At 70.3% G+C, this 24,383-nt stretch carries 24 protein-coding genes and 2 pseudogenes; 11 read left to right on the forward strand and 15 right to left on the reverse strand.

The window, feature by feature from the left end; genetic code table 11:
• Nucleotides 1-370: 370 nt before the first annotated feature.
• The 3 genes from glnII to AB0M39_RS03620 all read right to left on the reverse strand — a co-directional run bounded on the left by glnII (nucleotide 371) and on the right by AB0M39_RS03620 (nucleotide 4,058).
• Entirely contained in the window at nucleotides 371-1,402 is a 1,032-nt protein-coding gene (glnII, locus tag AB0M39_RS03610; RefSeq protein WP_365359698.1) for a glutamine synthetase, read from the reverse strand.
• Nucleotides 1,403-1,494: 92 nt separating this feature from the next.
• Complete coding sequence (locus AB0M39_RS03615) at nucleotides 1,495-2,634, reverse strand: hypothetical protein (RefSeq protein ID WP_365359700.1); 1,140 nt, start codon at nucleotides 2,632-2,634, stop codon at nucleotides 1,495-1,497.
• Nucleotides 2,631-4,058 carry a hypothetical protein gene (locus tag AB0M39_RS03620; protein ID WP_365359702.1) on the reverse strand — a complete coding sequence of 476 codons (1,428 nt, stop codon included), beginning with the start codon at nucleotides 4,056-4,058 and terminating at the stop codon, nucleotides 2,631-2,633. Before AB0M39_RS03620 ends, AB0M39_RS03615 begins: the two co-directional genes overlap by 4 nt.
• 178 nt (nucleotides 4,059-4,236) lie before the next feature.
• Here AB0M39_RS03620 and AB0M39_RS03625 point away from each other — a divergent pair, with 178 nt between their 5' ends.
• Nucleotides 4,237-5,154, forward strand: coding sequence for a Gfo/Idh/MocA family oxidoreductase (locus tag AB0M39_RS03625; protein ID WP_365359704.1), 918 nt, complete (start codon nucleotides 4,237-4,239; stop codon nucleotides 5,152-5,154).
• A gap of 161 nt (nucleotides 5,155-5,315) precedes the next feature.
• On the opposite strand, the pseudogene AB0M39_RS03630 reads toward AB0M39_RS03625, so the two are convergent.
• From AB0M39_RS03630 to AB0M39_RS03640, 3 genes and pseudogenes are all read right to left on the reverse strand, one after another.
• Nucleotides 5,316-5,570, reverse strand: a pseudogene (locus AB0M39_RS03630) (hypothetical protein); the annotation flags it as partial.
• Nucleotides 5,571-5,690: 120 nt separating this feature from the next.
• Nucleotides 5,691-6,317 (reverse strand): annotated as a pseudogene (locus AB0M39_RS03635) (hypothetical protein); the annotation flags it as partial.
• Between the two features lie 204 nt (nucleotides 6,318-6,521).
• Nucleotides 6,522-7,994, reverse strand: a complete 1,473-nt coding sequence (locus AB0M39_RS03640; RefSeq protein ID WP_365359706.1) for a PLP-dependent aminotransferase family protein — start codon at nucleotides 7,992-7,994, stop codon at nucleotides 6,522-6,524.
• Between the two features lie 47 nt (nucleotides 7,995-8,041).
• On the opposite strand from AB0M39_RS03640, the gene AB0M39_RS03645 reads away from it, so the two are divergent.
• Nucleotides 8,042-8,575: a carboxymuconolactone decarboxylase family protein gene (locus tag AB0M39_RS03645; RefSeq protein WP_365359708.1), complete on the forward strand. Its 534-nt coding sequence runs from the start codon at nucleotides 8,042-8,044 to the stop codon at nucleotides 8,573-8,575.
• A gap of 200 nt (nucleotides 8,576-8,775) precedes the next feature.
• On the opposite strand, the gene AB0M39_RS03650 is transcribed toward AB0M39_RS03645, so the two are convergent.
• Nucleotides 8,776-9,138 (reverse strand): arsenate reductase family protein, encoded by a 363-nt coding sequence (locus AB0M39_RS03650; RefSeq protein WP_365359710.1) that lies wholly within the window; start codon nucleotides 9,136-9,138, stop codon nucleotides 8,776-8,778.
• Between the two features lie 122 nt (nucleotides 9,139-9,260).
• Between AB0M39_RS03650 and AB0M39_RS03655 the strand changes: the two genes are divergently transcribed.
• The 4 genes from AB0M39_RS03655 (at nucleotide 9,261) to AB0M39_RS03670 (ending at nucleotide 11,214) form a co-directional block, all read left to right on the forward strand.
• Entirely contained in the window at nucleotides 9,261-9,530 is a 270-nt protein-coding gene (locus AB0M39_RS03655) for a hypothetical protein (RefSeq protein ID WP_365359712.1), read from the forward strand.
• 294 nt (nucleotides 9,531-9,824) lie between these two features.
• Nucleotides 9,825-10,406: an RNA polymerase sigma factor gene (locus AB0M39_RS03660; protein ID WP_365359714.1), complete on the forward strand. Its 582-nt coding sequence runs from the start codon at nucleotides 9,825-9,827 to the stop codon at nucleotides 10,404-10,406.
• Nucleotides 10,403-10,753, forward strand: coding sequence for a hypothetical protein (locus AB0M39_RS03665; protein WP_365359716.1), 351 nt, complete (start codon nucleotides 10,403-10,405; stop codon nucleotides 10,751-10,753). Before AB0M39_RS03660 ends, AB0M39_RS03665 begins: the two co-directional genes overlap by 4 nt.
• 53 nt (nucleotides 10,754-10,806) lie before the next feature.
• On the forward strand, nucleotides 10,807-11,214 hold the full coding sequence (locus AB0M39_RS03670) for a hypothetical protein (RefSeq protein ID WP_365359718.1): 408 nt from the start codon (nucleotides 10,807-10,809) through the stop codon (nucleotides 11,212-11,214).
• 296 nt (nucleotides 11,215-11,510) lie between these two features.
• Here the strand turns inward: AB0M39_RS03670 and AB0M39_RS03675 are convergent, their stop codons facing one another.
• Entirely contained in the window at nucleotides 11,511-13,160 is a 1,650-nt protein-coding gene (locus AB0M39_RS03675) for a hypothetical protein (protein ID WP_365359720.1), read from the reverse strand.
• A 200-nt stretch (nucleotides 13,161-13,360) separates the two neighbouring features.
• Here AB0M39_RS03675 and AB0M39_RS03680 point away from each other — a divergent pair, with 200 nt between their 5' ends.
• Nucleotides 13,361-13,930: a peptide deformylase gene (locus AB0M39_RS03680; RefSeq protein WP_365359722.1), complete on the forward strand. Its 570-nt coding sequence runs from the start codon at nucleotides 13,361-13,363 to the stop codon at nucleotides 13,928-13,930.
• Nucleotides 13,931-13,983: 53 nt separating this feature from the next.
• Here AB0M39_RS03680 and AB0M39_RS03685 read toward each other — a convergent pair whose 3' ends face one another.
• Entirely contained in the window at nucleotides 13,984-15,138 is a 1,155-nt protein-coding gene (locus AB0M39_RS03685) for a helix-turn-helix domain-containing protein (protein WP_365359724.1), read from the reverse strand.
• Nucleotides 15,139-15,672: 534 nt separating this feature from the next.
• On the opposite strand from AB0M39_RS03685, the gene AB0M39_RS03690 reads away from it, so the two are divergent.
• On the forward strand, nucleotides 15,673-15,864 hold the full coding sequence (locus tag AB0M39_RS03690) for a hypothetical protein (RefSeq protein ID WP_365359726.1): 192 nt from the start codon (nucleotides 15,673-15,675) through the stop codon (nucleotides 15,862-15,864).
• On the opposite strand, the gene AB0M39_RS03695 is transcribed toward AB0M39_RS03690, so the two are convergent.
• Entirely contained in the window at nucleotides 15,858-16,118 is a 261-nt protein-coding gene (locus AB0M39_RS03695; protein ID WP_365359728.1) for a hypothetical protein, read from the reverse strand. The two genes, AB0M39_RS03690 and AB0M39_RS03695, sit on opposite strands and share 7 nt — an antisense overlap.
• Nucleotides 16,119-16,294: 176 nt before the next feature.
• Here AB0M39_RS03695 and AB0M39_RS03700 point away from each other — a divergent pair, with 176 nt between their 5' ends.
• Nucleotides 16,295-16,825 (forward strand): NUDIX domain-containing protein, encoded by a 531-nt coding sequence (locus tag AB0M39_RS03700; protein ID WP_365359730.1) that lies wholly within the window; start codon nucleotides 16,295-16,297, stop codon nucleotides 16,823-16,825.
• A 206-nt stretch (nucleotides 16,826-17,031) separates the two neighbouring features.
• Here AB0M39_RS03700 and glnA read toward each other — a convergent pair whose 3' ends face one another.
• Complete coding sequence (gene glnA, locus AB0M39_RS03705) at nucleotides 17,032-18,441, reverse strand: type I glutamate--ammonia ligase (RefSeq protein ID WP_365359732.1); 1,410 nt, start codon at nucleotides 18,439-18,441, stop codon at nucleotides 17,032-17,034.
• Nucleotides 18,442-18,650: 209 nt separating this feature from the next.
• Here glnA and AB0M39_RS03710 point away from each other — a divergent pair, with 209 nt between their 5' ends.
• Nucleotides 18,651-19,118: an RDD family protein gene (locus tag AB0M39_RS03710; RefSeq protein ID WP_365359734.1), complete on the forward strand. Its 468-nt coding sequence runs from the start codon at nucleotides 18,651-18,653 to the stop codon at nucleotides 19,116-19,118.
• Nucleotides 19,119-19,348: 230 nt separating this feature from the next.
• Here the strand turns inward: AB0M39_RS03710 and AB0M39_RS03715 are convergent, their stop codons facing one another.
• The 4 genes from AB0M39_RS03715 to lipB all read right to left on the reverse strand — a co-directional run bounded on the left by AB0M39_RS03715 (nucleotide 19,349) and on the right by lipB (nucleotide 22,524).
• Entirely contained in the window at nucleotides 19,349-20,056 is a 708-nt protein-coding gene (locus AB0M39_RS03715; RefSeq protein WP_365359736.1) for a DUF4191 domain-containing protein, read from the reverse strand.
• Nucleotides 20,057-20,075: 19 nt separating this feature from the next.
• Nucleotides 20,076-20,285 carry a hypothetical protein gene (locus tag AB0M39_RS03720; RefSeq protein ID WP_365359738.1) on the reverse strand — a complete coding sequence of 70 codons (210 nt, stop codon included), beginning with the start codon at nucleotides 20,283-20,285 and terminating at the stop codon, nucleotides 20,076-20,078.
• A gap of 316 nt (nucleotides 20,286-20,601) precedes the next feature.
• Entirely contained in the window at nucleotides 20,602-21,570 is a 969-nt protein-coding gene (gene lipA, locus AB0M39_RS03725) for a lipoyl synthase (RefSeq protein WP_365359740.1), read from the reverse strand.
• 111 nt (nucleotides 21,571-21,681) lie between these two features.
• A complete protein-coding gene (gene lipB, locus AB0M39_RS03730) occupies nucleotides 21,682-22,524 on the reverse strand; it encodes a lipoyl(octanoyl) transferase LipB (RefSeq protein ID WP_365359742.1) in 843 nt (280 codons plus the stop codon).
• 296 nt (nucleotides 22,525-22,820) lie between these two features.
• Here lipB and AB0M39_RS03735 point away from each other — a divergent pair, with 296 nt between their 5' ends.
• Entirely contained in the window at nucleotides 22,821-24,272 is a 1,452-nt protein-coding gene (locus AB0M39_RS03735; protein WP_365359744.1) for a regulator, read from the forward strand.
• Nucleotides 24,273-24,383: the final 111 nt, after the last annotated feature.

A 24,383-nucleotide genomic window follows, 5' to 3' on the forward strand; every position in this document is an offset into this window, starting at 1 on the left:
GTCGTCGTGTCGGTAGGACGGACGTACGTCGTGCGCGCTGGCCGAAGACCGGGGTGAGCGGCTTTAGAGGGCCGGCGCGTTCATCGCGCGGCAACACACCCGGTCGAAGTCGTGGTGCTGTCGGGACGGCCAGAACGGCTCGAGGTCGCTGCGACCTGTCGCGAGGTGCTGGAGGCTGGCCATGTCCCTATTGAAGCAGATGTCATGCTGCGGCAGCAGTGGGCTTCCGCCCGTTGATACGGACCTGACGGCCGATTGGCGAGATCGGCGCGTTCGGCGCGCGAGCATGCTCCCTGCGGCGCAGCGCGCGAGGACGTCCGCCGGTCTGACCGGCGGACGTCCTCGCAAAGGCGTGCCCATGGGCGGCGGATCAGACCTGGCCGGCCTTCTCCAGAGCGGCGCAGCAGGTGTCGACGATGAGGCGGGTCACGACGTACGGGTCGACGTTGGCGTTGGGACGGCGGTCCTCGATGTAGCCCTTGCCGTCCTGCTCGACCTGCCACGGGATGCGGACGGACGCGCCGCGGTCGGAGACGCCGTAGCTGTACTCGTTCCACGGGGCGGTCTCGTGCAGGCCGGTGAGGCGGTCGTCGATGCCCGCGCCGTAGTTCTTGACGTGGTCGAGCGGCTTGGAGCCCTCGCCGAGCGACTCGCAGGCGGTGATGATGGCGTCGTAGCGCTCGCGCATGGCCTTGGTCGAGAAGTTGGTGTGCGCGCCGGCGCCGTTCCAGTCGCCCTTGACCGGCTTGGGGTCCAGGGTCGCGGAGACCTCGAAGTCCTCGGCCGTGCGGTAGAGCAGCCAGCGGGCGATCCACAGCTGGTCGGCGACCTCCAGCGGGGCCAGCGGGCCGACCTGGAACTCCCACTGGCCCGGCATGACCTCGGCGTTGATGCCGGAGATGCCCAGGCCTGCGGCGAGGCAGTTCTCCAGGTGCGCCTCGACGACGTCGCGGCCGAAGATCTCGTCCGAGCCGACGCCGCAGTAGTAGCCGCCCTGCGCGGCCGGGAAGCCGCCCTCGGGGAAGCCCAGCGGACGGGCGCCCTTGAAGAACGTGTACTCCTGCTCGATGCCGAAGATCGGCTCCTGCGAGCCGAACGTCTCGACGACCTCGGCCAGCGCGGCGCGCGTGTTGGACGAGTGCGGCGTCATGTCCGTGTTGAGGACCTCGCACAGCACCAGCACGTCGTCGCCGCCGCGGATCGGGTCCGGGCAGGCGAAGACCGGCTTGAGGACGCGGTCGGATGCGTGGCCCTTCGCCTGGTTGGTGCTGGACCCGTCGAAGCCCCAGATGGGCAGCTCAGCGACGCCGGCGGCGGAGCCCGTCAGTATCTTCGTCTTCGAGCGTAGCTTGGCGGTCGGCTCGGTGCCGTCGATCCAGATGTACTCAGCCTTGAAGGTCACGGGGCCTCATCCTTTGCGGGTGCAGCGGTATGCCGCGCAGCTTGTCAAGGCGCGATTTCCCGGCGGTTGCCCGATTGTGAACCCCGTGTTACCTAAGGTTCCCGCAGAGCGGCCGCGCGGCGTGCGACGACGTGCGCGTTCAGCAGGGACTCGAATCCGGCGGCCTCGATACGCCGCACCAGCTCGCGGTAGCCGGTGCCCATCGCTTTTGCTGTGCGCTCCAGATGCCAGTCGCAGTCCGCGAGCCGGCGCAGCAGATGACCGCGCCGGATCTGGTTCTCGGAGAGCCGGAACGTCTTGAGATAGGCCGCCCGCCCCTTGTGGTCCGTGATCAGCTCGCCGATGTGCTGCTCCCGCCCGCCGCGCTGGAACGGCGGAAGGAAGCGGTACAGCGCGAAGGAGTCCATGCGGTACACCCGCTCGAAGGCGTACGGAGTCTCCAGCAGGTCCCGCGCCATCAGCGAGCCGTGCGACGCGGCCCAGGCGGTCTCCTGAGCCCGCGCCGCCGCCCGCAGATCCGCCAGCGAGTCCACGTACGCGTCCCGCACGCGCGCGCCGAACTCGGGGACCGGCGCCCCGAACCAGCCGTACTGGTGGACCAGCTCCCCGTACAGATCCTGGACGAGCGACGGATGCAGCGCGCGGTAGTCGTCGGGGTGCGGGACGACGAAGGCCGCGGCCAGCGCGTCGGAGGCGTACACCATCACCCCGCACTGGCCCGGATGGATCTCGAAGGCCCGCAGCGCCTCCGCCAGCCCCCGCACCTCCCACCCCGCGTACGCGTCCTCGGCGCGCGGCGAGAGCCCCTCGCGCAGCGCCTGCTGGGACCACTCCTCCCAGACCATGGACGGGCCGCCGAAGTGCAGCGCCAGATACCCCTCCAGCGCGAGGTGCAGCGGCAGGAACCGGAGCCGGTTCTCGGCGTGCCGGCGCTTGGCCATCCGGTGGTGGCGGCGGACCGGCATGCAGCACGCGGCGCCCCCGCCGAGCTGCGTGCCGTACGTCGCGCTCTGCCCGCCGTCGCCCGACCAGTCCGCGACGAAGCCGTGCGGCACGTAGGACGTGTAGCGGGTCCCGTCGCCGACGTCCACCGAGCCGTACTCGGCGCCGTAGACCTCGTGGCGCAGCCGCAGCCCCTCGACCGGCCGCTCGCGCACCAGCGGAACGAGCCGGATGCCGCCCCACACCTGGGCGGGACGGGTCTCGAGCCCCGTCAGATCGATGCGGGTCATGCCGGAACCTCCCTCACGTACGACGCGACGCGACGGTCCAGATACGCCTGGAGCTCCACGAGCCCCGTGCGCCCCTCCGCGAACTGCGCGATCTCCACCAGCGCCGCCAGGTCCTCCGCGTCGCGGATCCCGGCGGTCGGCACGCTCGGCGCGAGGCGGCGCACGTCGAAGCCGTCCGCGTCGTATACGGGGTTCACATGGACGACACTCGTGCTCCGGCCCGGGTCGAGCCGGGTGCGCCAGACCCGCAGCACCTCGCCGGCCAGCCCCGGAGGAGCGTTGTCCCAGCCGTCCGAGACGATCACCAGCCGGTCGGGGGCGCCCTCCAGAGCGTCCAGGATCCGGCCGCCCAGCGGCGTCGCACCCCACGGGCGCACCAGCAGCGGGTCGCCCGCCCCCGAGGTCCAGTGCGCACGGTACGAGCCGGCCAGCGCCTCCAGCAGGAAGTGGCAGCCGAGGGCGACCGCGAGCGGACGGCGGCGCTTGACCCCCGAGCCGTACGACGAGTAGCTGTCGTCCAGCACCGCCGCGACCCGCCCCCACGCCCCGGCATAGGGCCCCGCCGCCCGCAGCGCCGCCGCGCGCAGCGCGCCGGTCAGCTCGGCGCGCCGCCGCACCCGCTCCTCGAAGCCGAGCGACAGGACGTACAGCGCGAGCCGGGTGAGCGGCATGGAGCCCAGCTCGGCCGCCGTCCCGGCGCGCTGGGTGCGCAGCCGCTCCAGCCGGGTCATGCGCGGCGCGATCCGCTCCAGGAACACCTCGCGCGCGATGCCGTGCCGGGCCGCGAAGCCCTCGGCGACGGTGAACGGCAGCTCGTAGACCGCGCCCTGCTCGTAGTGGGCGCGGCGGTGCGCGTCGAGGAAGCCGTGCTCGTAGCGGACGCGCCGGCCCGGCGCGAAGAGGAAGTCGCCCGTCTCGCCCCCGGGGAGCACGAGATGGGCGTGCCGGGCCGCCGTCTTGAGCCCGCCGCGGTACTTCACCGCGTCCAGGGCGAGATCGGGCCTGGACGCCAGCCAGTCGCGCACGATCGCGCGGGTGCGGCGGTTGTTGACCTTGGCGGCGCGCAGGGCGCGGAACAGCCGGTACACGCGCTGCGGCGGCAGCGCGGCCAGCCGGGCCGCGATCAGCCGGCCCTCGACGCGCTTCTGCTCGGCGCTCGCCTCGTCCGCGGTGCGCAGCAGCTGCTCGACGATCAGGGCCGCGTTGTGGTCGTTGACGTCGAGGGCGAGCGCGGACGCGTACACCGAGCGGTAGTTGACGCATACGTACTCGTGGAGGAAGGACAGCGAGAGCCGCTGCTCGTCCGCCTGCGAGTGGAACTCGCGCTGCCCGGTCGCCGTCACGGCGGCGTTCACGAACAGCAGCACGTCCTCGGACGCGATCAGGTCGGCGTAGGACTCCGTACGCGCACCAGGCTCCGTCATCGTCTCCCCCGTGAGAACGCTGGAGCCGGCCGGGGAATGAGGGCGCGATCAGCGAAATCACTGCTGTACAGGCAAGTCCCGGAAGTCGCGCCGGAGTCCCGCGACCGGCCCTGAGAACGTAGCACCGCATCCCTTCGCGCCTCTCCTGGATTTTCCGGCGGCGGGCACACTGGGCGGCATGACTGAGACCGCGAAGCAGCCGCGCATCGGACTCCTCGGCGCGGGCCCCTGGGCGCAGCGCACCCAGGCCCCCGCGCTCGCCGCGCACCCCGGCGTCCAGTTCGCCGGGGTGTGGGCCAGACGGCCCGAGGCGTCCGCCGCCCTCGCCGAGGCGCACGGCGTGCGGGCGTACTCCGGCGACGACGGCGTCGACGCGCTCCTCGCCTCCTGCGACGCGGTCGCCTTCGCCCTGCCGCCGGACGTGCAGGCGCCGCTCGTCGTCAGGGCCGCCGCGGCCGGCTGCCATGTGCTGCTGGACAAGCCGGTGGCCACGACGGCGGCCGCCGCCGAGGAGGCGGCGGACGCGGTGCGGCGCGCGGGCGTCGCCTCGGTGGTCTTCTGCACGCTGCGCTTCGCCGCGGGCACCGCGCCCTGGATCGCGGAGCAGACGGCGGCGGGCGGCTGGTACACCGCCCACGCGCGGTGGCTCGGCTCGCTCTACGCGCCCGGCCAGGACAGCCCGTACGCGCGGTCGCCGTGGCGGCGCGAGAAGGGCGGGCTGTGGGACGTGGGCCCGCACGTGCTGTCCGTGCTGCTCCCGGTCCTCGGCGACGCGACGGAGGCGACCGCCGCCCGCGGCCCGTCCGACACCGTGCACCTGGTGCTGCGGCACGCGTCGGGGGCCTCCAGCACGGCGACGCTCAGCCTGAGCGCGCCGGTCGAGGCGGCTGGCGTGAGCGTCGAGTTCAGCGGGGAGAGCGGGACGGCGGCGCTGCCGTCGTGGGGCGAACCGGTCCGCTCGTTCGAGGCGGCGGTCGACGCGCTGCTGGAGGCGGCGCGCACCGGGCGGGCGCACGACTGCGACATACGGTTCGGGCTGCGGCTCACCGAGATCCTCGCGGAGGCCGAGCGCGGCCTCGGGCTCCCAGGGGTGTAGCCAGCGCCTCGTCGTGCGGGCGGGGCCGGCCGGGGAGCCCAAGGCCAGGACGGCGCCGTGCTCGCCGCCGGACATCCGGCTCGGCTCCGCAGGAGGGAGGATTCCCTGCGGCCGAACGGTCCGGTGCGGGCGGGACGGCGCCGTCCCGAGTCCGTTCGGGGTCAGCCGATCTTCTCGATCCGGGCCTTGCGGATCAGGAACTTGCCGGGCTCGCGGACCTGCTCGAAGGCGGCGTTGTTGAGCAGGGCGCAGCTTCCGGACGTGGAGGCGACCTTGACGGTGGTGGACTTGTTGTTGTCGAGGTTGGTCACCTTGAGGGTGGTGCCGATGGGGAACTCGCCGCTGGACGCTGCGGGGGCACCGCCTTCGCCGGACAGGGTCACGGTCGAGCCGGCGCAGACGACCTCGCCGGCCGCCTGGCCGCCGCCGTTCTGGTTCCCGGCCTGGTCGGCGCCCTGATCTGCGCCCTGGTTCTGGTCGCCGGTCGCGTCGCCGCCCGCCTGGTCGCCCGCCTCGTTCCCGCCCTGGGCCGCGCCGCCGAGCTTCTCGATCTTGGCCTTGCGGATGAGGTTCTTGCCGGGCTCGCGGACCTGCTCGAAGGCCGCGTTGTTGAGCAGGGCGCAGCTTCCGGACGTCGAGGTGACCTTGACGGTGGTGGACTTGTTGTTGTCGAGGTTGGTCACCTTGAGGGTGGTGCCGATGGGGAACTCGCCGCTGGAGGCCGCGGGGGCGCCGCCCTCGCCGGACAGCGTCACGGTCGAGCCGGCGCAGACGACCTCGCCGGCGCCGCCGGCCTCGCCGCCCGCGGGAGGCTGCTCCGCGGCGGGCGGCTGCTCGGCCGGGGGCTGCTCGGCCGGCGGGGCTGCCTGGTCGCCGCCCGCGCCGCCCTCACACCCGGCGGCCTTCTGCTGGACTTTGATCTGCGCGATGACCGCCTCGCGGTTGGCGATCCGCGCCTCCGACTGGGCGTCAGGATTGGCCCGCTGCCCTGCGATGAAGTTCTCGTTGTTCTTGATCGCCTGCGTCAGGCCGTCGCAGGCGCTGGACGCCTTGGACGCGTTGCTGGTGCCGGTCATGGCGAAGGCGCCGCCGCCGACGAGCGCCGCGGCGCCGACCATGAGGACGATCTTCTTCTTGCCGCTGAGGGTCTTCTTGCGTGACACGTGGGGGCTCCTGTCCCCGGCCGTGAACGGCGGCCGGATGGGTTCTCCTGTGTCCCTACGTACGAGTAGCCGCACAGAGGTGCTCACCCGTTTCACCCGCCTCTTCCTTAACTTTCCTTAAGGTGGCGGCTGTTGGGCGGGCCCTCTCGTCCGTCCCGTCGCCGACTCCCGCGCGGGCGCCGGCGAGCTCTCTCGCAGGCTGTCTCAGTCCAGCGGCAGGGCGCGGCACAGCGTGTCCAGCGCCGCCGCGTACGCGTGCTCGGGCGGGGTCGCGTAGCCGACGACGAGGCCGTCCCGCGCGTGGGCGGCGAGGCTGTCCCGTCCGTTCGCGACGAGGCCGTCCCGTCCGTTCGCGACGAGGCCGTCCCGCTCGTTCGCCGGGAGGCCGGGGTGGCGGTAGTCGGCGAGCCCCTCCACCGCGAGCCCCTGCCACGCCGCCGCCTTCACCACGGCCCGCTCGGTCCCCGGCGGCAGTTCGAGCACGGCGTGCAGCCCCGCCGCGATCCCGGTGACCCGCACCTGCGGCGCGCGCTCCGCCAGGACCGACACCAACTGGTCGCGCCGGCGCCGGTAGCGCTGCCGCATCTTGCGCACATGACGGTCGTACGCCCCCGAGACGATGAAGTCCGCGAGCGTCAGCTGCTCCGTCGCGCTCGACCACTGCTCGCGCTCGCCCTTCGCCTCCACCACGTCGTCGGCCAGCCGCTCGGGCAGCACCATCCAGCCGATCCGCAGCGTGGGGGAGAGGCTCTTGCTCACCGACCCCATCAGTACGACCCGGTCGGGGTCCAGGCTCTGCACCGCGCCGACCGGCTGGCGGTCGTAGCGGAACTCGCCGTCGTAGTCGTCCTCCAGCACCAGAGCGCCCGACGACCGCGCCCAGTCCACGACGGCCGCGCGCCGCTCCGGACGCAGCGGCCCGCCGGTCGGGAACTGGTGCGCCGGAGTGAGCAGTACGACGTCCTCGCCCGCCAACTCCTCGACCAGGGCCCCGTGCTCGTCGACGCCGATCGGTCGGGTGGCCACTCCCTCCCCGGCGAGCAGCCCGCGGTGGAAGGGCAGTCCGTACGACTCCACCGCCCACCGCCCGCCCGCCACGGCCGCCATCAGTCTGAGCGCGTGCGCGGCGCCCGAGCACAGCACGATCCGCTCCGGAGTCGTCCGCACGCCCCGCACCCGCGCCAGATACCCGGCCAGCGCCTCCCGCAGCTCCACGCGCCCCCGCGGATCGCCGGGACCGAACGCCTCGTGCGGCGCGGCGGACAGCGCCCGGCGGGCCGAGGCCAGCCACGCGGCACGCGGGAACACCGAGGGGTCCGGCTTCCCCTGCACCAGGTCGTAGACGGGCCGGTGCGCACGGGCGGGGGTGCGCCGTCGGGGCGCGGGGGCGATGGGGGCGACCTGCTGGGCGACCCGGGTCCCCGAGCCCTGGCGTGCGGTGAGCCAGCCCTCGGCGACCAGCTCGGCGTACGCGTCGGCCACCGTGTTGCGGGCGATCCCGAGGTCGGCGGCGAGGGAGCGGTAGGGCGGCAGCCTGGTGCCGGGGGCGAGCCGTCCGCTGCGCACGGCGTCGCGCAGCGCCCGCATCAGAACGGCACGCCGACTGCCCGGACCCGTCAGCTCCAGATGCAGGTCGGCGCCGAGGCTCTCCGCCGAATTGACCCATGAATCCGCCATGGAAATGCCCCCCGTACCCGGTCGTTCGTGCACCTAGATTCGTACACATGACGACGGCAGAGATCAAGACGGCAGAGATCAAGACGGCAGAGATCAAGACGGCAGAGATCAAGACGACGGCGACAGAGACAGCCCCGGCCCGTATCGACTTCGCCAAGGCCGCTCCTAAGGCGTTCCGGGCCGTGATCGGCCTGGACGCGGCGGCCCGCGAGGGACTCGACCCGGTGCTGGTGGAGCTGGTGCAGATCCGTTCCTCGCAGCTCAACCACTGCGCGTACTGCCTCCATATGCACACCGGCGACGCCCGCAAGGCGGGCGAGAGCGAGGAGCGGCTGCACATGACGGCCGTGTGGCGGGAGGCGAAGCACTTCTTCACGGAGAAGGAGCAGGCGGCGCTCGCCCTCACCGAGGCGGTGACGCTGATCGCGGACGGGGGAGTGCCGCACGAGGTGTACGCGGGGGCGGCGGAGCACTTCGAGGACGGGGAGCTGGCTCAACTGCTCGCCCTGATCTTCACGATCAACACCTGGAACCGCATCGCGCTGGCGACGGGGAAGGTCGCGGGCACGGACGAGCGCTGACGGGGGGCGGGGGCGCGGGGCGCGCGAGGCCCGACCGGGGGCACCGGGTGGAGGCGCGCCGGTCGAGGTTCCCCGGGCGGAGGAGCGCTAGGCGGACGCACCCCGGGTCGGAGGCGCGCCGGGCGGAGAGGCGCGGGTCCCGATCGGGCCCCGCGCGGCGCCTCAGCTCTCGACGTAGCCGACGGGAGACTCCAGGAGGGTCAAGAGCGCCCCAGGGCGTCCCGTACAGCCTCCTCCGTACGCCCCACGACCGCCGTCCCGTCCTCGGCGGTGATGATCGGCCGCTGGATCAGCTTCGGGTGCTGGGCGAGCGCGGTGATCCAGCGCTCCCTCGAAGCGTCGTCCCGCGCCCAGTCCTTGAGCCCCAGCTCCTTCGCCGCGGCCTCCTGGGTGCGTGTGATGTCCCACGGCTCCAGCCCGAGCCGTTCGAGCACGGCCCGGATCTCCTCCTCGCTCGGCACGTCCTCCAGATAGCGCCGGACGGTGTACGAGGCGCCCTCGGCGTCGAGCAGGTCGATGGCGCTGCGGCACTTGGAACAGGCGGGGTTGATCCAGATCTCCATGACGGCAACCGTACCTCTCCGAGCCCCCTCAAACACCGTCTGGCCAGCGACGATTGTCAGTGCCCGGAAGTAGAATGGGGAGTAGTTCGGGATGGTCCCGCCACCGCGCCTGGAGGTTGCCGATGGCCGTTGCCACACTCATGACGAAGCCCGTTTGCCAGCCGCTGAAGAAGAAGCCGCTCCCGGCCGGACAGCCGCGCGAGTGGTACGTCTCGCACAACCGCCGTCTGAAGGCCATGCGCCTGGCCATCGCCCTGCTCGACTCGGGGGTCTACCACCCGGCGACGGCCGACAACAGCAAGATACGGGCGACCGCGGAGCTGATCGGAGTCCACGCGCCGTCCGACACGACGTGCCGGATGGTGCGTGCGCTGATCCGCTACGGCCGCTGAGAGGCAAGGGTCGTTCGGGCGGGGGCGGGACTTCACGGAGTCCCGCGCCCGTCCCCCTTGATGGCCGCAGCGGAGCTGAATCCTTTTCTCCCTCCGCCGCCTCTTATGTGCGAACCGGCCGCGAGGGCGCCGGTCGGATACATGGAGGAACGAAGCATGATGATCGCGACCATCGCCGTCGTCGGCGTACTGCTGGTCTGCGTCTGCGCCGTGACGCTGCTCAAGCGGAGGAGCCGGAGCCGTGGTTGATCCGCACCGGTCGCTGCCGCAGATCGCCGGACACGGGCAGGGCGCATGAGCCGAACCCGCACGTGGCCCGACGAGCGGCTGATCAAAGCCGCTCAGGACGGCGACATCACCTCGCTGACCACCGTGATCATGGAGTCGCAGCCCCATGTGCGCAGGTTCGCCCTGTCCCTGTGCGCGACACCGCAGGACGCCGAGGACGCGGCTCAGGAAGCACTGATCATCCTCTACCGGAAGATCGGCACGCTCCGTGCGTCCGGCGCCCTGGCCTCCTGGATGTTCCGCATCGTGCGCAACGAATGCCTGCGGCACCTACGACTGCTCACCACCACCACCGCCACCGCTTCCGTTGCCGAAGAGGCCGGCAGCGAGACGGCGCCCTCCGCGGAGCACGCGGTCCTGCGGCGACTGGATGCCGAGCGGGTCGCCGTCGCGGTCAGCGGTCTTCCCCGCGACCAGCGGCAGGTGCTGATCATGAGGGACGTCCAGGGGTATCCGGGCAGCTTCGTCGCCCGGTCGCTCGGCCTGAGCGACGCGGCGATGAAATCGAGGCTCCACCGCGCCCGGGCCGCCCTGCGGCAAGCCCTGGCGCCGATCGACGAAGCAGGCGAAGGAGAGGTACGACCGTGAACAACGTGGAAACCGGCAAGCCCGTCGGCGCGGCAGCGGACTTCGCCAGCGCCTCGGTCCCGCGGCACCTTCTGCGCGGTGCTCTGGGCTTCGGCCTGATCATCGGCACGATCGCCCTGGTGCCCTTCGCCGGCCCCGCCCCCCTGCTGGCCGCACCCCTGAGCCTGCTCGCCTTCCGCGGCTGCCCGACCTGCTGGGTGATCGGCCTGGCCCAGACCATCTCCCGCGGCCGTCTGAAGCGCACCTGCACGGACGGCGTCTGCACCCTGGAGACCCGCGGGCTCTCTGACGGCGCGGCAGCCGAAGACGCGCGGCGGGCACGGTCGTACTCAGTTCACTCGGGTTGAACTGAGTATGTGCGCTCTGCTCGGCCCTGCCGCGAGCGGGAACCCTGGGGGCCATGGGACAACGACCTCTGAAACTCGCCCCCCAGCTGATCGCCACTCTCGTGCTGACGCTGTCAGCACTCGCGGCCTGGGCTGCCTGGCTGGGCTGGGACCAGCAGCGCGATGTGCAACCAGACGGGTCGGAGACCGGCCCTTACCAGGCCTGGCAGGTGATCGGACTCGCGCTGACACTGCTGGCGCCGGTGTGCGGGGCGGCATACCTGCGCTACTTCGCCGGCGCCGTGCTGGGCACCACGTTCGGCCTGACGGCCGCCGCCTTCTACGACTGGTCGGACGACGCCAGCGGGCTCTTCGTCATCGGCGTGGGGATGGTCATGATCGGAAGCCTCTTCACGACGACCGTCGTCTCCGCCGTGATCGGCTCCGTGACCCGACAGGGCCCAGCGGCAGTCGGCCGCTGAGCGGGAGGTGTCGCAGCCGGCGAAGGGTAACGCCGAGGGCCGCCGGCCGCGCCTTCCACCGGGGAAGGCTACGGCCGACGGCCCTCAGACGGGCCGGGCGCGCGGAAACCCTGCTCTGACCTGTGGTGACCTCAGATGTTGATGTAGAGGTGTGGAATCCCTCTGACCTGTATGTATACGGCTGCTGGGGTATGGGCGGTGCACAACCGGTGCTCATAGACGGGGGAGCGGAGGCGACAGCGTCTCATCCCTGTCGGTTCCCGGCGTCGAGCCGACTACCAAACAGCCGGACTCGGTTATTGAACCGCTGGGTCGGCCACGGAACACTCGAGGATCCGCCCATCCACGGTTCCGATCAGAAGCCGCCCTGGCCTGGTGAGCGTGAGCGACAGGGGTACAACGGGTTGGCCGCCGACTTCCAGATGCTGCCGCCATCGCACGGCCCCGTCTGAGGTCTGCAAAGCCACCAGCTCGCCAGAGTTGAAGGCGACGAAAACCGTACTCTCGTCCCCGTCCAGGGCGGTGGCCGGAAAGTCGGCGGCGAACACCCAACGCACGGCTCCGTCTCTGATGCTCCGTCGTACGACGAAGGCGTTGCCGGGCAGCAGGCCAGCACCGTCGTGCACGGCTCCCGCGTGCACCAAGTCGCGGTTCTCCGCATTGCCGATCTCGAGGCCGGGCCCGCCAAAGAGGTGCCTGGCGCCCTTGGCCTCCCAGTCGAGGGGGAATAGCTGTCGCACCGGGGGCTCACCGTCCGGACCAGCTGGATTGACGGCAACCACCCATTTGTCCCGCCATGGCTCGCGCTCCTTGCCCTGGAGGAAGAGCAGTTGCCTGCTGCGGCGGATCGGAAAAGCATGGTTGAAGAGGTCGAATCCCCCAAGCGGCACTCGCACCTCAGGAGCTTCGCCCGTAGGGCGGACCAGCGCGGCCAGCCCCTGGTGGCACCGGTCCAGGTCCGTGGAGCGGAGCGCCAGCCAACCGTCGTCGCGCGTCGCGAATGCGACGGAAGAGTCGAGACGGAGGGAGTCGAGCACCCTCCCGTCATCGAGGGACACCCGGACGACGAGCGGCGGATCGGTCACCCGTTCCCTGCCCACCCAGCGCACTCGTCGCCGCTCCACGTTGACCCAGGCGTCAAGCTGACCGGCCCGGACCGCGAGTTGCCGTCCGCCTTCCTCGTCCGGGACACGCCACTCCAGCTGCCCGTCCGGCAACCACGCCTCGGCCAGTACACCTTCCAAGCAGGCCAGCACTCGTCCGTCCTGCAGCCTCTGAACATCCCACACCTGCCGGCGCGGCTCCCACCACGGTTCACCGGCCAACCTTGCAAGCGACTCGATGCCCCGACTGGCCGCTTCCTTCATTGCGGGTCGCTCGAACTCGACCCACTGCCCGCTCAACTCTTTCTGCTGTACCGAGCCGCGCGCGACATCGCTCCAGTCGAACCGTTCGACGACCACAGCGAACCCATGTGCATGCGCCTTGTCGAAGGCGTGATCGTCGGGCGGAGCCACCACGAGCCCCAAATCCCGCTCGCTCCGCCACTCCACGTGCAACACCTCACGTTCGCCACATATCACCGAGGTCGACCGCCCCGACCTCAGATCGAGGATCAGCAGCTCACCCTCGAAGGCGTAACCCCCGTCATACGCACCGGTCCCGACGGCCACGATCGGCAGCGTCGGATGGAAGGCAAAGGAATGCACGGGCCACCTGGACTCCAGGACCCACCGGCACAGCAGATCTTCCGCGCCATAGATTCCCACCCGGTACGGCCGAAACCGGTCCGTGGCGGTCGCGCACCCGGACCACTGCAGAAACCCCAGGTCGCCGCCTACGGCTACGAGGCCACGCTCCTCGTTGATAGCCACGGTTGAGGGTTTGCCGATCTCGGCGAAGGGGTGGTCCCCGAGTATGCGATGGATGGTCAGCGAACCGGGCATATGGATGAAACCCCCAGGTAGTGGAGGATCATCCTCGCATCAGCCCCACCCTGCGAGCCTGTGAGTTTTCGCAGCGACAACGGTGAACTACGGCAATTCACGTGGATCACGACTACACCCGCCCTGCATGCTCGGTACCGTCTGGAGCGGCGGTTTCGGGCATGGAACGAACGCGACTCAGATCAAAGGGAGTTCAGGTGATGGGCGTGCGGCCCAGCCAGCAGATGCGAGACCTAGGCGTCGTCCAGCACGGCGCCGGCATCCTCGCCGAACCGGCCCGCGCCTTCGACCTGCCCGCCGAACGCGACGAGGCCGAACGCATCACGGACGAGCTGTTCGCCGCCATGGAGCGAATCGGCCAAGTCCACCCCTTCGCCAAGGGCATGGGCATCGCGGCCCCGCAGATCGGCATCGCACGCGCTGCCGCTGTCGTCCAACCGCCTGGCGGCGACGCGCCCGCGATCATCCTCCTCAACCCCCGGATCACCACCGCCTCCGAGGAGATGGACGAGCAGTACGAGGGCTGTCTGAGTTTCTTCGACGTCAGGGGCCTGGTTCCCCGCCCCCTGACGATCACTGTCGAGACCACGGCCCTGACCGGCGAGACCGTGACCACCGTGTACGAACGCGGCCTCGCCCGCCTCGTCCACCACGAGATCGACCACCTCGACGGCCTGCTGTACCTCGCCCGCATGCAGACTGGGGTCCAGCCGATTCCTGTGGAGGAGTACCGCCAGACCGGCCGGGCCTGGGTGTACGGCGGTTCCTGAAACTGCGCGGCCGGGATTGCGAAGGGGCCTCGTGCTGTCGCCTCACGCTGCCTCTAGAGGGCGATGCCGACCTTCTGCGCCAACCTGGAGAGTCGCTCGTTACTCCGCCTGTGCTTGGACACCATCACTCGCGTGAGCTCCAGGCTGGTCGGGTGCACGGCGGCCATCTCCGGTGAGGCAGCCCAAGCCTTTTCAAGGCTTTCAAGTGTGCCGTCCTGGTCGCCTAGCGCTAGCTGAGAGCGTCCAAGATTCATGTAGACCGGAGCGACCCGGTTAGCGGGAAGCGTCATGCCTGCCCGAATCAAGGCGTCCGCAGTCTCCAACGCCTTTCGGTGCTGGTCCATGTCGGACGCAGTAGAGATCACATGTGTCGCCGTCTGCTCGGGCCCGAACTGCATTCCGTGCTTGGCCATTTCTTCCGGGATTTCCTCAGCCATCCGCCAGGCGGCGTCGATGTGCTTTCGGGTTGCCTGCTTGTCTCGCAGTCGTCCGGCCAGAGTCATGCCTCGCAGGTGCAGAACTCCCAGTCCGAACTCCCGGTCACGTCCAACCAGTGAGGACTCTGCCCGGACAATGGCACGGTCAATGATTGCCAAGCCGCCGGAGAAGTCGCCCGAGTTGAGGAATGTGCCCGCGTCATCCCGCGCGGCTACGATAGCCGCAATCGGGTCCGCCCTTTCGGCCGCCATGCGCTGCTTGAGCGTCGCCAATTCCGCCAGATGCATCCATCGATGCCTAGCGGCCAGCCAATAGATGACCCCATATACGTCCGCGACCAGCCCCCATGCCCGCGGGTGCCCTGTCAAGTGGGCATGGTTGGTAACCCTCATGAGTACTCCAGGCAGCCGCTGGAGGACCTTGGACAGCTCCGTATTCCATCGAAGCCGATTCAGTTCGTCCACTTCCGATGGCAACCGCTCAGGGCGCACCGGGGGTTCCCCTGGAATGTCGAACCTGCGGATGGCGTAATTCAGCTCGTTGAGCTTCGCTTCCGGGGCGCTGCCCAATAGCTCGTCAAGGGTCAGATTCATTGCGCGGGCAAGGGCGGCGCCTACGCCCTGGGTGAGTGCCCGGTCCCCGACCTCGATCTTGCTGAGAAGGGACACTGACACCCCCGCCCTACGGGCCAGGGCTACCTGGCTCAGCCCGACTTCCTTTCGGCGCACAGCGACGTTGGCGCCTGGTCCGGGTACCTGCGTAGCGCTCATGCCTTGCGTCTTCCCCGCTCGGTGACGTCCTCACGTCCCATCGTCCCAAAGGAGCGTGCGGCTCGTCCGGCATCTGTGCAAGAGGTGTGCAAGTCGGGCGATCAGATGGGGCGTTGACTCATGACGACAAGGACCCCCGCGATCGCTGCACACGATCCGGGGGCGTGGCCAACGCTGAAGTAGGAGCGTCGACAGTGACCGATCATATGCGTCGCGCACTCGTTTGGGTGACTGCGGTATTACTTGGCCGACGAAAGCCGGGTAGGCACCGCAGGCTGTCTCTCCCGCCCGTCCCGCCCGCATTTCCGCAGGTCGTAAGGCTTATCTCTCCTGAAGTCTGGGGCGCCCGCCTCGTCGTAGCACGCAGGCTCCGCGAGGGGCGCGCGCCATGCGTGCCACTCCTGCCGGAGCCTCGCGCACAGTGGTTCCCGCCTGCGCCATGGGAACGGCCCCTGACCCCGGTCCGGCCGTACTTGCTCGCTTCGCTGGGCGAGGAATGGCGCACGGAGCCAACCGGAAAGGCGGCGTGACCACGTGACCACCATGACGATCGCCGTCTATCGGATCAACGCCGAGACAGGCGCCCGGACGGAGATTCAGGGCAAGACGACGCACCTGTGCCCCATGGGCAATCCGTCGGACAAGGGATTCGGATTCCCGCCCTGCGAATGCCCGCAGTGCACGGCGAAACGGCAGGAGCGGGAGGAATCGTGCCGCGTTCAGTAGTGCGTTTCGTCGAGCACACGATCCGGCACTTGCCGGATGGCGGAGTCACGTTCGAGGCGTTCTGCACTGCGCCCCACTGTGGCGAGGATTCCGGCCCGCAGATGGAACAGGAAGCGGCCCAGGACTGGTGCCTGCGCCATACCGGCCGTACTGGCCATGTCGTGTTCCGTCGCGTCGTGACCGATCATGCACGCGTAACGAGGAACTAGAAGCGCCCAGGTACGGCACGTCAGCAACAACCCGATGGCTGCCATTCCGGGCAAGGGCAGCAACAGGGCGCCCAGCGCCCCGCAGAGCACCCGTGCCGATGTCCCGACCGGTTACGGGTCCGGCGCCCCCAGCCGCTCGCATCCCCCGGCGGCTGGGGGCGCTTCCTTGCGAATAGGTGCCCCCGATCTCGTCCGCCGCGCCCGCGAGGCCCTCGCCTAACATGCCCAACAACCCGCCCGACGAAGGGAACCCCGTGGCTCAGCAGACCGACGACCGCTCCCGAGCTCTCAAGCCGGCGCTCGAATCGATGACCCTGCTGGTCGCGGCCGTCATCGTCCACGACAGGGCCACCAACCGCGTCGTGCTCCTCCAGCGCAGCGAGAACGCCAAGTTCGCCCAAGGCCTGTGGGATATCCCCGTCGGCAAGAGCGAGCCGGGCGAGCCCATCACCGAGACCGCAGTCCGCGAGCTCTACGAGGAGACCGGCCTCACGGTGAAGCCCGAGTCCCTCAAAGTCGCCCACATCATCCACGCCGCCCGGGGTGTCGAAGCCCCCAACGGCTTCCTCACCGTCGTCTTCGCCGCCCACGAATGGACCGGCGAACCCGAGAACCGCGAACCCCGCAAGCACTCCCAGGTTCGCTGGGTCGATACCGATGCCATCCCCGATGCCTTCGTGGACACCACAGCCAGCGCCCTCCGCCAGTACCTGAGCGCCGGGCCCGAGGTGTCCCTGGACGGCTGGCACTGACCAGTACGACCGACCAGGGCATGAACGCGCGGCCGGCGCCACAGCTGAGGGCCGCCACCCTGATAGGTAGCGGCCCTCGCAGCGTTCCGGCATCACGTCAGAGGATCGGCCAGGCGGCGCATGTGACAGCGAGAACTACTGAGCAGAGTTCTCGCAGGTCACAGCCTGTTTCCACGGCTTCCGCCCAGGTCGCCCGACCCCGACTCCTAGATGTCGAAGTACAGCTCGAACTCGTGCGGGTGCGGGCGCAGCTGGATCGGGGCGATCTCGTTTGTCCGCTTGTAGTCGATCCACGTCTCGATCAGGTCCGACGTGAACACGCCGCCCGCCTGCAGGTACTCGTTGTCCGCCTCCAGGGCCTCGAGGACCGCCGGGAGGGAGGTCGGGACCTGGGGGACGCTCGCGTGCTCGTCGGGGGCGAGCTCGTAGAGGTCCTTGTCGATCGGCTCCGCCGGCTCGATCTTGTTCTTGACGCCGTCCAGGCCCGCCAGGAGCAGCGCCGAGAACGCCAGGTACGGGTTCGACGACGGGTCCGGGGCGCGGAACTCCACGCGCTTCGCCTTCGGGTTCGAGCCCGTGATCGGGATACGCATCGCAGCCGAGCGGTTGCGCTGCGAGTAGACCAGGTTGACCGGGGCCTCGAAGCCCGGGACCAGGCGGTGGTACGAGTTCACCGTCGGGTTCGTGAACGCCAGCAGCGACGGCGCGTGCTTCAGGATGCCGCCGATGTAGTAGCGCGCCGTGTCCGACAGGCCCGCGTAGCCCTGCTCGTCGTAGAAGAGCGGGACGCCGCCCTGCCACAGCGACTGGTGCACGTGCATGCCCGAGCCGTTGTCGCCGAAGATCGGCTTCGGCATGAAGGTCGCGGTCTTGCCGTTGCGCCAGGCGACGTTCTTCACGATGTACTTGAAGAGCATCAGGTCGTCCGCCGCGGCCAGCAGCGTGTTGAACTTGTAGTTGATCTCCGCCTGGCCGGCCGTGCCGACCTCGTGGTGCTGGCGCTCGACCTGGAGGCCGTTCTTGTCCAGCTCCAGGGAGATCTCCGCGCGCAGGTCGGCGAAGTGGTCCACCGGCGGGGCCGGGAAGTAGCCGCCCTTGTAGCGGACCTTGTAACCGCGGTTGTTCTCCACCGCACCGGTGTTCCAGGCGCCTGCCTCGGAGTCGATGTGGTAGAAGCTCTCGTTCGCCGAGGTCTGGAAACGGACGTTGTCGAAGACGTAGAACTCGGCCTCGGGGCCGAAGTACGCCGTGTCGGCGATGCCCGTCGAGGCGAGGTACGCCTCCGCCTTCTTGGCGACGTTCCGCGGGTCGCGGCTGTACTGCTCGCCCGTGATCGGGTCGTGGATGAAGAAGTTGACGTTGACCGTCTTGTCCCGGCGGAAGGGGTCGACACGGGCCGTGGACAGGTCGGCACGGAGCGCCATGTCGGACTCGTGGATCGCCTGGAAGCCGCGGATCGACGAGCCGTCGAAGGCGAGCTCCTCCGACGGGTCGAACGCCGCTGCCGGGATCGTGAAGTGCTGCATCACACCGGGCAGGTCGCAGAACCGGACGTCGATGAACTTGACGTCTTCGTCGGCGATGTACTTCTTCGCTTCGTCGGCGTTCTGGAACATCCAACTCCTCCTACTCCCGACCCGGGAGGGGCGGGGTTGCAGCTCGGTCGTGCGGCCAGTGCGGTGGCACACGCTGGTCCCGACCATAGGCAGACGGGATTTCTCAAGCATGACCCATTTGTTTCGCACAAGTTAACCGGGCGAGGGGTCTGAGGCGCGTCAAGGACCCGGCCCGAAGTGATCGAAATCGGGCGCAGTACCGTTGTCCCGTGGACAACAGGCAAGTAATCGGATCGTGGCTCTCCGGGCCGCGCGCGGCCGCCGAGGACATGGGGGCCGACTTCGGATACCGGGGCGAGCGGCTGGGCCTGCCGGAGGCCGGCCCGGGCTCCATCGCCCCGCTCGGCAGGCGCTTCGGCGCCCTCTTCGTCGACTGGGGGCTCTGCCTCCTGATCGCATACGGACTGTTCGCAAAGGGTGATCAGCAGGCTGCGGGCAACTGGGCGCTCGCCGTCTTCCTCGTCCTGAGCCTGCTCACCGTCGGCACCATCGGCAGCACTCCCGGTAAGCGGCTCTTCGGCCTCCGGGTGATCGCCGAGGACGGCGGGCGCCTCGGCGTCCTGCGGACCGTCGTGCGCTGCCTCCTGCTCGCCATCGCCATCCCGGCCCTCATCTGGGACCGCGACGGCCGCGGGCTGCACGACCGCCTCGGCCGTGCCGTACAGGTCCGGATCTGAGCCCAGAGGCAGCCCGGTAGCCCGATAGGCAGCCCAGGAGGCGGCCCGGGCGCCAGCTGGGCAGGAAGCCCGGCAGCGGACGCGGGAGACGGCCAGGCGAGCGCGCAGGCCAGGCGGGCGCTCAGGCCAGACGGGCGCGAAGAACAGAGCGTGAGAGACAAGCGCGAACACGAAGGAGGGGCGTGCGCCCGAACCAGGCGCCCGCCCCTCCTTCGTATGTCAGCCGTACGTCAGCGCATCTTTCCGCCGCGCGGCATCCGCATCCCCTTGGGCATCGGACCCTTCGGCAGCGGCATGTTGCTCATCAGGTCGCCCATGGCGCGCAGCCGGTCGTTGGCCGCCGTCACCTGCGGGCCCGTGAGCACGCGGGGGAGCTTCAGCATCGTGGTGCGGACCTTCTTCAGCGGCACCTGGCCCTCGCCGGTGCCGACGATGATGTCGTGCACGGGCACGTCCACCACGATGCGGGCCATCTTCTTCTTCTCGGCCGCCAGCAGCGTCTTGAGCCGGTTCGGGTTGCCCTCGGCGACCAGCACGATGCCGGCCTTGCCGACCGCCCGGTGCACCACGTCCTGGCTGCGGTTCATCGCGACCGCCGGAGTCGTGCTCCAGCCGCGGCCCACGTTCTGCAGCACCGCCGCGGCGGCGCCCGGCTGGCCCTCCATCTGCCCGAAGGCCGCTCGCTCGGCGCGTCGCCCGAAGACGATCGCCGTGGCGAGGAAGGCCAGCAGGAAGCCCAGGACGCCGAGATAGATGGGGTGGCCGATCAAGAAGCCGATCGCGAGGAAGACGCCGAACGTGACGAGTCCCACACCCGCGAGCACAAGACCGATCTTGGAATCGGCCTTTCGGGTCATCTTGTACGTCAGAGCGATCTGCTTCAGTCGCCCGGGATTCGCAGCAGCGTCAGTGCTGTCGGTGTTTGCCTTCCTCGCCATGACAGGAAGTTTACGTGGCCTAGGAAGTGCGTCCCGCCACGGCCTCCAGTACATGCTGTGCCTCGACTCGGTCCTTGGCCCGGCGCCGGTCTTCGAGGACCGCCGTCCACGCGTTGCGGCGGGCGGTGCGCTGGCCGCTGCCCAGGAGCAGGGACTCCATGACGCGCAGGGCGTCGGTGACGGACGGAATGGCGTTAGCGCGTACGGGACGAACCGGCGCGGCCTGCATTTTGGAGGTCCCTCCTCGGGGTGGGCAACGGCGACGAGCGGAGTGCGGTGCGGTGCTGTGCGGTACGAGGCGGCGCCGTACGAGACGGCGGCGCCAGGCGGTGCTGTGCGGTGCGGGGAGACACGGTGCGTGCTGTGAGTGAAGTAATCGTTACTGATTGGTGTTACCAGCGCATGACCGAGCGGTCAAACGCCGATGAAACCTTTACTCATTGCGCCAAAACACTGACGCGGCCCATACGCCGCCCCGACCTGCGGGAAGCGTTTGGACCGCGTCGAACCGGCTATTACTCGCCGGTAGTTGCTTGTGCCTGAGTTCACACGCCCTGCGGGGCCGTCGCCGTCGCGCCTCGGCGCTCCATCGCCTGTTGGTACAGCCGGCCCGCGCGGTACGAGGAGCGCACCAGCGGACCCGACATCACACCGGAGAAGCCGATCTCCTCGGCCTCCTCCTTCAGCTCCACGAACTCGTGCGGCTTCACCCAGCGCTCCACCGGGTGGTGGCGTACCGAGGGCCGCAGATACTGCGTGATCGTGATGAGTTCGCAACCCGCGTCGTGCAGGTGCCGCAGCGCCTCGCTGACCTCCGCGCGCTCCTCGCCCATGCCGAGGATGAGGTTCGACTTGGTGACCAGCCCCGCCGCGCGGGCGCGGGTGATGACCTCGAGCGAGCGCTCGTAGCGGAAGCCGGGACGGATCCGCTTGAAGATGCGGGGCACGGTCTCGACGTTGTGGGCGAAGACCTCGGGGCGGGAGGCGAAGACCTCATCGAGCAGCTCGGGCACCGCGTTGAAGTCAGGGGCGAGGAGCTCGACCTTGGTGTGGCCGCCCTCGCGGTCCGCGGTCTGGAGGTGGATCTGGCGCACCGTCTCGGCGTACAGCCAGGCGCCGCCGTCCTCCAGGTCGTCGCGGGCGACGCCGGTGATCGTGGCGTAGTTCAGGTCCATCGTGACGACCGACTCGCCCACGCGGCGCGGCTCGTCGCGGTCCAGGGCCTCGGGCTTGCCCGTGTCGATCTGGCAGAAGTCGCAGCGCCGGGTGCACTGGTCGCCGCCGATGAGGAAGGTGGCCTCGCGGTCCTCCCAGCACTCGTAGATGTTGGGACAGCCGGCCTCCTGGCACACGGTGTGCAGACCCTCGCTCTTCACGAGCTTCTGCATCTGCGTGTACTCGGGGCCCATCTTCGCCCGGGTCTTGATCCACTCGGGCTTGCGCTCGATGGGCGTCTGGCTGTTCCGGACCTCCAGGCGCAGCATCTTGCGTCCGTCGGGTGCGACTGCGGACACGACCGGCTCCCTACAGCTTCGATTCTTCGGCGAACACCAGAGTACGCCCGTTAAAAGTGCGGCCTTACGTCTGGCCAACCGATGGCCGACGGGGCGCATTCCCCAGACGGCCTAGGCGGTCGCCCCGTCCCGCTCGAGCTCCGCGGGCTGCGGCTGCGGGGCCGCCTCCCGCACGATCTCGCGCGGCCTCGGATCCGCGGCCTCCAGCACGTCCCGCAGATGCCGCTCGACGACCGGGAGCACCTCGGCGATGGTGATCTCCCGGCCCAGCTCGTACGAGAGCGAGGTCACGCCCGCGTCCCGGATGCCGCAGGGCACGATCTTGTCGAACCAGGTGTTGTCCGGGTTCACGTTGATCGCGAAGCCGTGCATCGAGACGCCCTTGGCGATGCGGATGCCGATCGCGGCGAGCTTGCGGTCCTCGCGGCGCTGGCCGGCGTTGGAGGGGGCGTACTCCGGGCCGTTGAGCCGCGGGTCGAACTCCTCGTCCGCCAGGCGCGGGTCGAAGTCGAGCGAGAGGCCGCCGATCGACGGACGCTGCTCCACCGGGTCGCCCAGGACCCAGACGCCGCTGCGGCCCTCCAGCCGGGTGGTCTCCAGGCCGAACTCCGCGCAGGTGCGGATCAGCGCGTCCTCGAGGCGGCGCACATGCGCGATCACGTCGACCGGGCGCGGCAGCTTCAGGATCGGGTAGCCCACCAGCTGGCCGGGGCCATGCCAGGTGATCTTGCCGCCGCGGTCGACGTCGACGACGGGGGTGCCGTCCAGGGGGCGCTCGCTGTCCGCGGTGCGCCGTCCGGCCGTATACACCGCAGGGTGCTCCAGCAACAGGCAGGTATCGGGGATCTCGTCGGCGAAGCGGGCGGCGTGGACCTCGCGCTGCCGCTGCCACGCCTCCTGGTACTCGACGGCTTCCTCGCCGAAGCCCAGCTGGACGAACCGCAGGTCACTCACGGCTGTGCCTCCCTAGAACCTTCACCCTGCACGCATGCACGCCCAGCCACTGTACGGCCGCCGGTCCGCGGCGGGCCGGGCAGGTCGGTTCTCCGGGTGGCTCGTCAGCGACGCCCGCAATTCTCACACGATCGGATGAATGTGGGACGAACGCGGCGGTCCGGGCAGTAAGGGCAGCTAAATTCGCGCCGTTCCTCCCCCAGAGCTTCTCCCCCAGAGCTGCCTCCTGGGGGGACCCCCAGGAGGTACCCCCATGGGCTGCACCCGGGCCCGGAAGGCAGGAGACCGCACAGCTGATGACGGAACGACCCCCGCAGCGCATCCCCAACCGACAGCTCGCCGCGCTCATCGCAGAAGCCGGATTCTCCAATGCAGGCCTCGCCCGCCGAGTCGACCAGCTCGGCCTCGAACACGGCCTCGATCTGCGCTACGACAAGACCTCGGTCACCCGCTGGCTCCGCGGCCAGCAGCCACGGGGCACGACGCCCGCCCTGATCGCCGAGGTGTTCACCCGGCGCCTCGGCCGACGGCTGTCCGCGCAGGACCTGGGGCTGGACGCGTGCGCTCCGGTCTACGCCGGCCTGGAGTTCGCGGCGACGCCCGAGGAGGCGGTCGACATCGTCAGCGGGCTCTGGCGCAAGGACTCCGGCAGCCACGCGGAGCTGCGCAAGATCGCGTTCACGCCCGCAGGCCTGGTGGTGCCCAGCCGGGACTGGCTGATCGGGCGGGCCGACGAGCGGGTCGGCCGGGGCGAGCCCGTGCACAACGGCGCGGCGCCGCCCCGCGTGCCGCTCCAGGGCAGGGCCTCCGTCCCACGCCAGCGGACCACGGACCGGGGACCCGGCCAGAAGGTCTCCAGCGGCGACATCGCGGCGCTGCGGTCGGTGGGCGAGCTGTTCCGCACGCTGGACCACGCCTACGGCGGCGGTCACGCCCGGCAGGCCCTGGTGCGCTATCTCGAGCACGAGGCGGAGCCCATGCTCCGCGGCAGCTACGGCGAGGCGACGGGACGGCGGCTGTTCGCGGCGGCGGCTGACCTGACCCGGCTGGCCGGGTGGACGTCGTACGACATCGCGGCGCACGGGCTCGCCCAGCGGTACTTCGTGCAGGCGCTGCGGCTGGCCCAGGCGGCCGGCGACCGGGCGTACGGCTCGTATGTGCTGGTCACCATGAGCCGGCAGGCGGTCTATCTGGGGCACGGGCGCGAGGCGGTGCAGCTGACGCGGGTGGCCCAGCAGGGCGTGGGCGCCGCGGCCCCGCCGGTGGTGCAGGCGCTGCTGCACTCGGTCGAGGCGCGCGGGCACGGCGTGCTGGGCGAGGTGCGGGCGTGCACGGCGTCGCTGGTGCGCGCCGAGCGGGCGCTGGAGACGGCGCGGCCCGGCGACGACGTGCCGTACTGGGCGCGCTTCTTCGACGAGGCGCAGCTGGCGGACGAGTTCGGGCACTGCCACCGGGACCTCCAGCAGTACCGCTCGGCGGTGCAGCACGCGGAGCGCGCGCTCCAGCTGCGCGCTCCGGCGTTCGCCCGCAGCAGGCTGTTCTGCCGGGTGGTCCTGGCGACGGCCCGGCTGGGCCTGGGCGAGCTGGACCAGGCGTGCGCCCTGGGCGCGGAGGCGGCGCTCCAGGCGTCGGAGATGCGCTCGGCGCGCGCGGTGGAGTACGTACGCGAATTCGAACGACGGCTGGAGCCGTACCGGGACGCGGCAGCGGTGCGCAACTACCGCGACCGGGTGGCCGCGCTCGGCTGAGACAGGCGTAGAAGAGGCGTAGGGCGGGTGCAGGCCGGCTGCAGGACAGGGTCGGTCGGGGTCGGGTCGGCGGAGGGCAGGCGTGGGGGGGGGGGGGGGGCCGGCCCGCCG

The sequence above is a fragment of the Streptomyces sp. NPDC051907 genome, assembly GCF_040681075.1.
GTDB lineage: Bacteria > Actinomycetota > Actinomycetes > Streptomycetales > Streptomycetaceae > Streptomyces.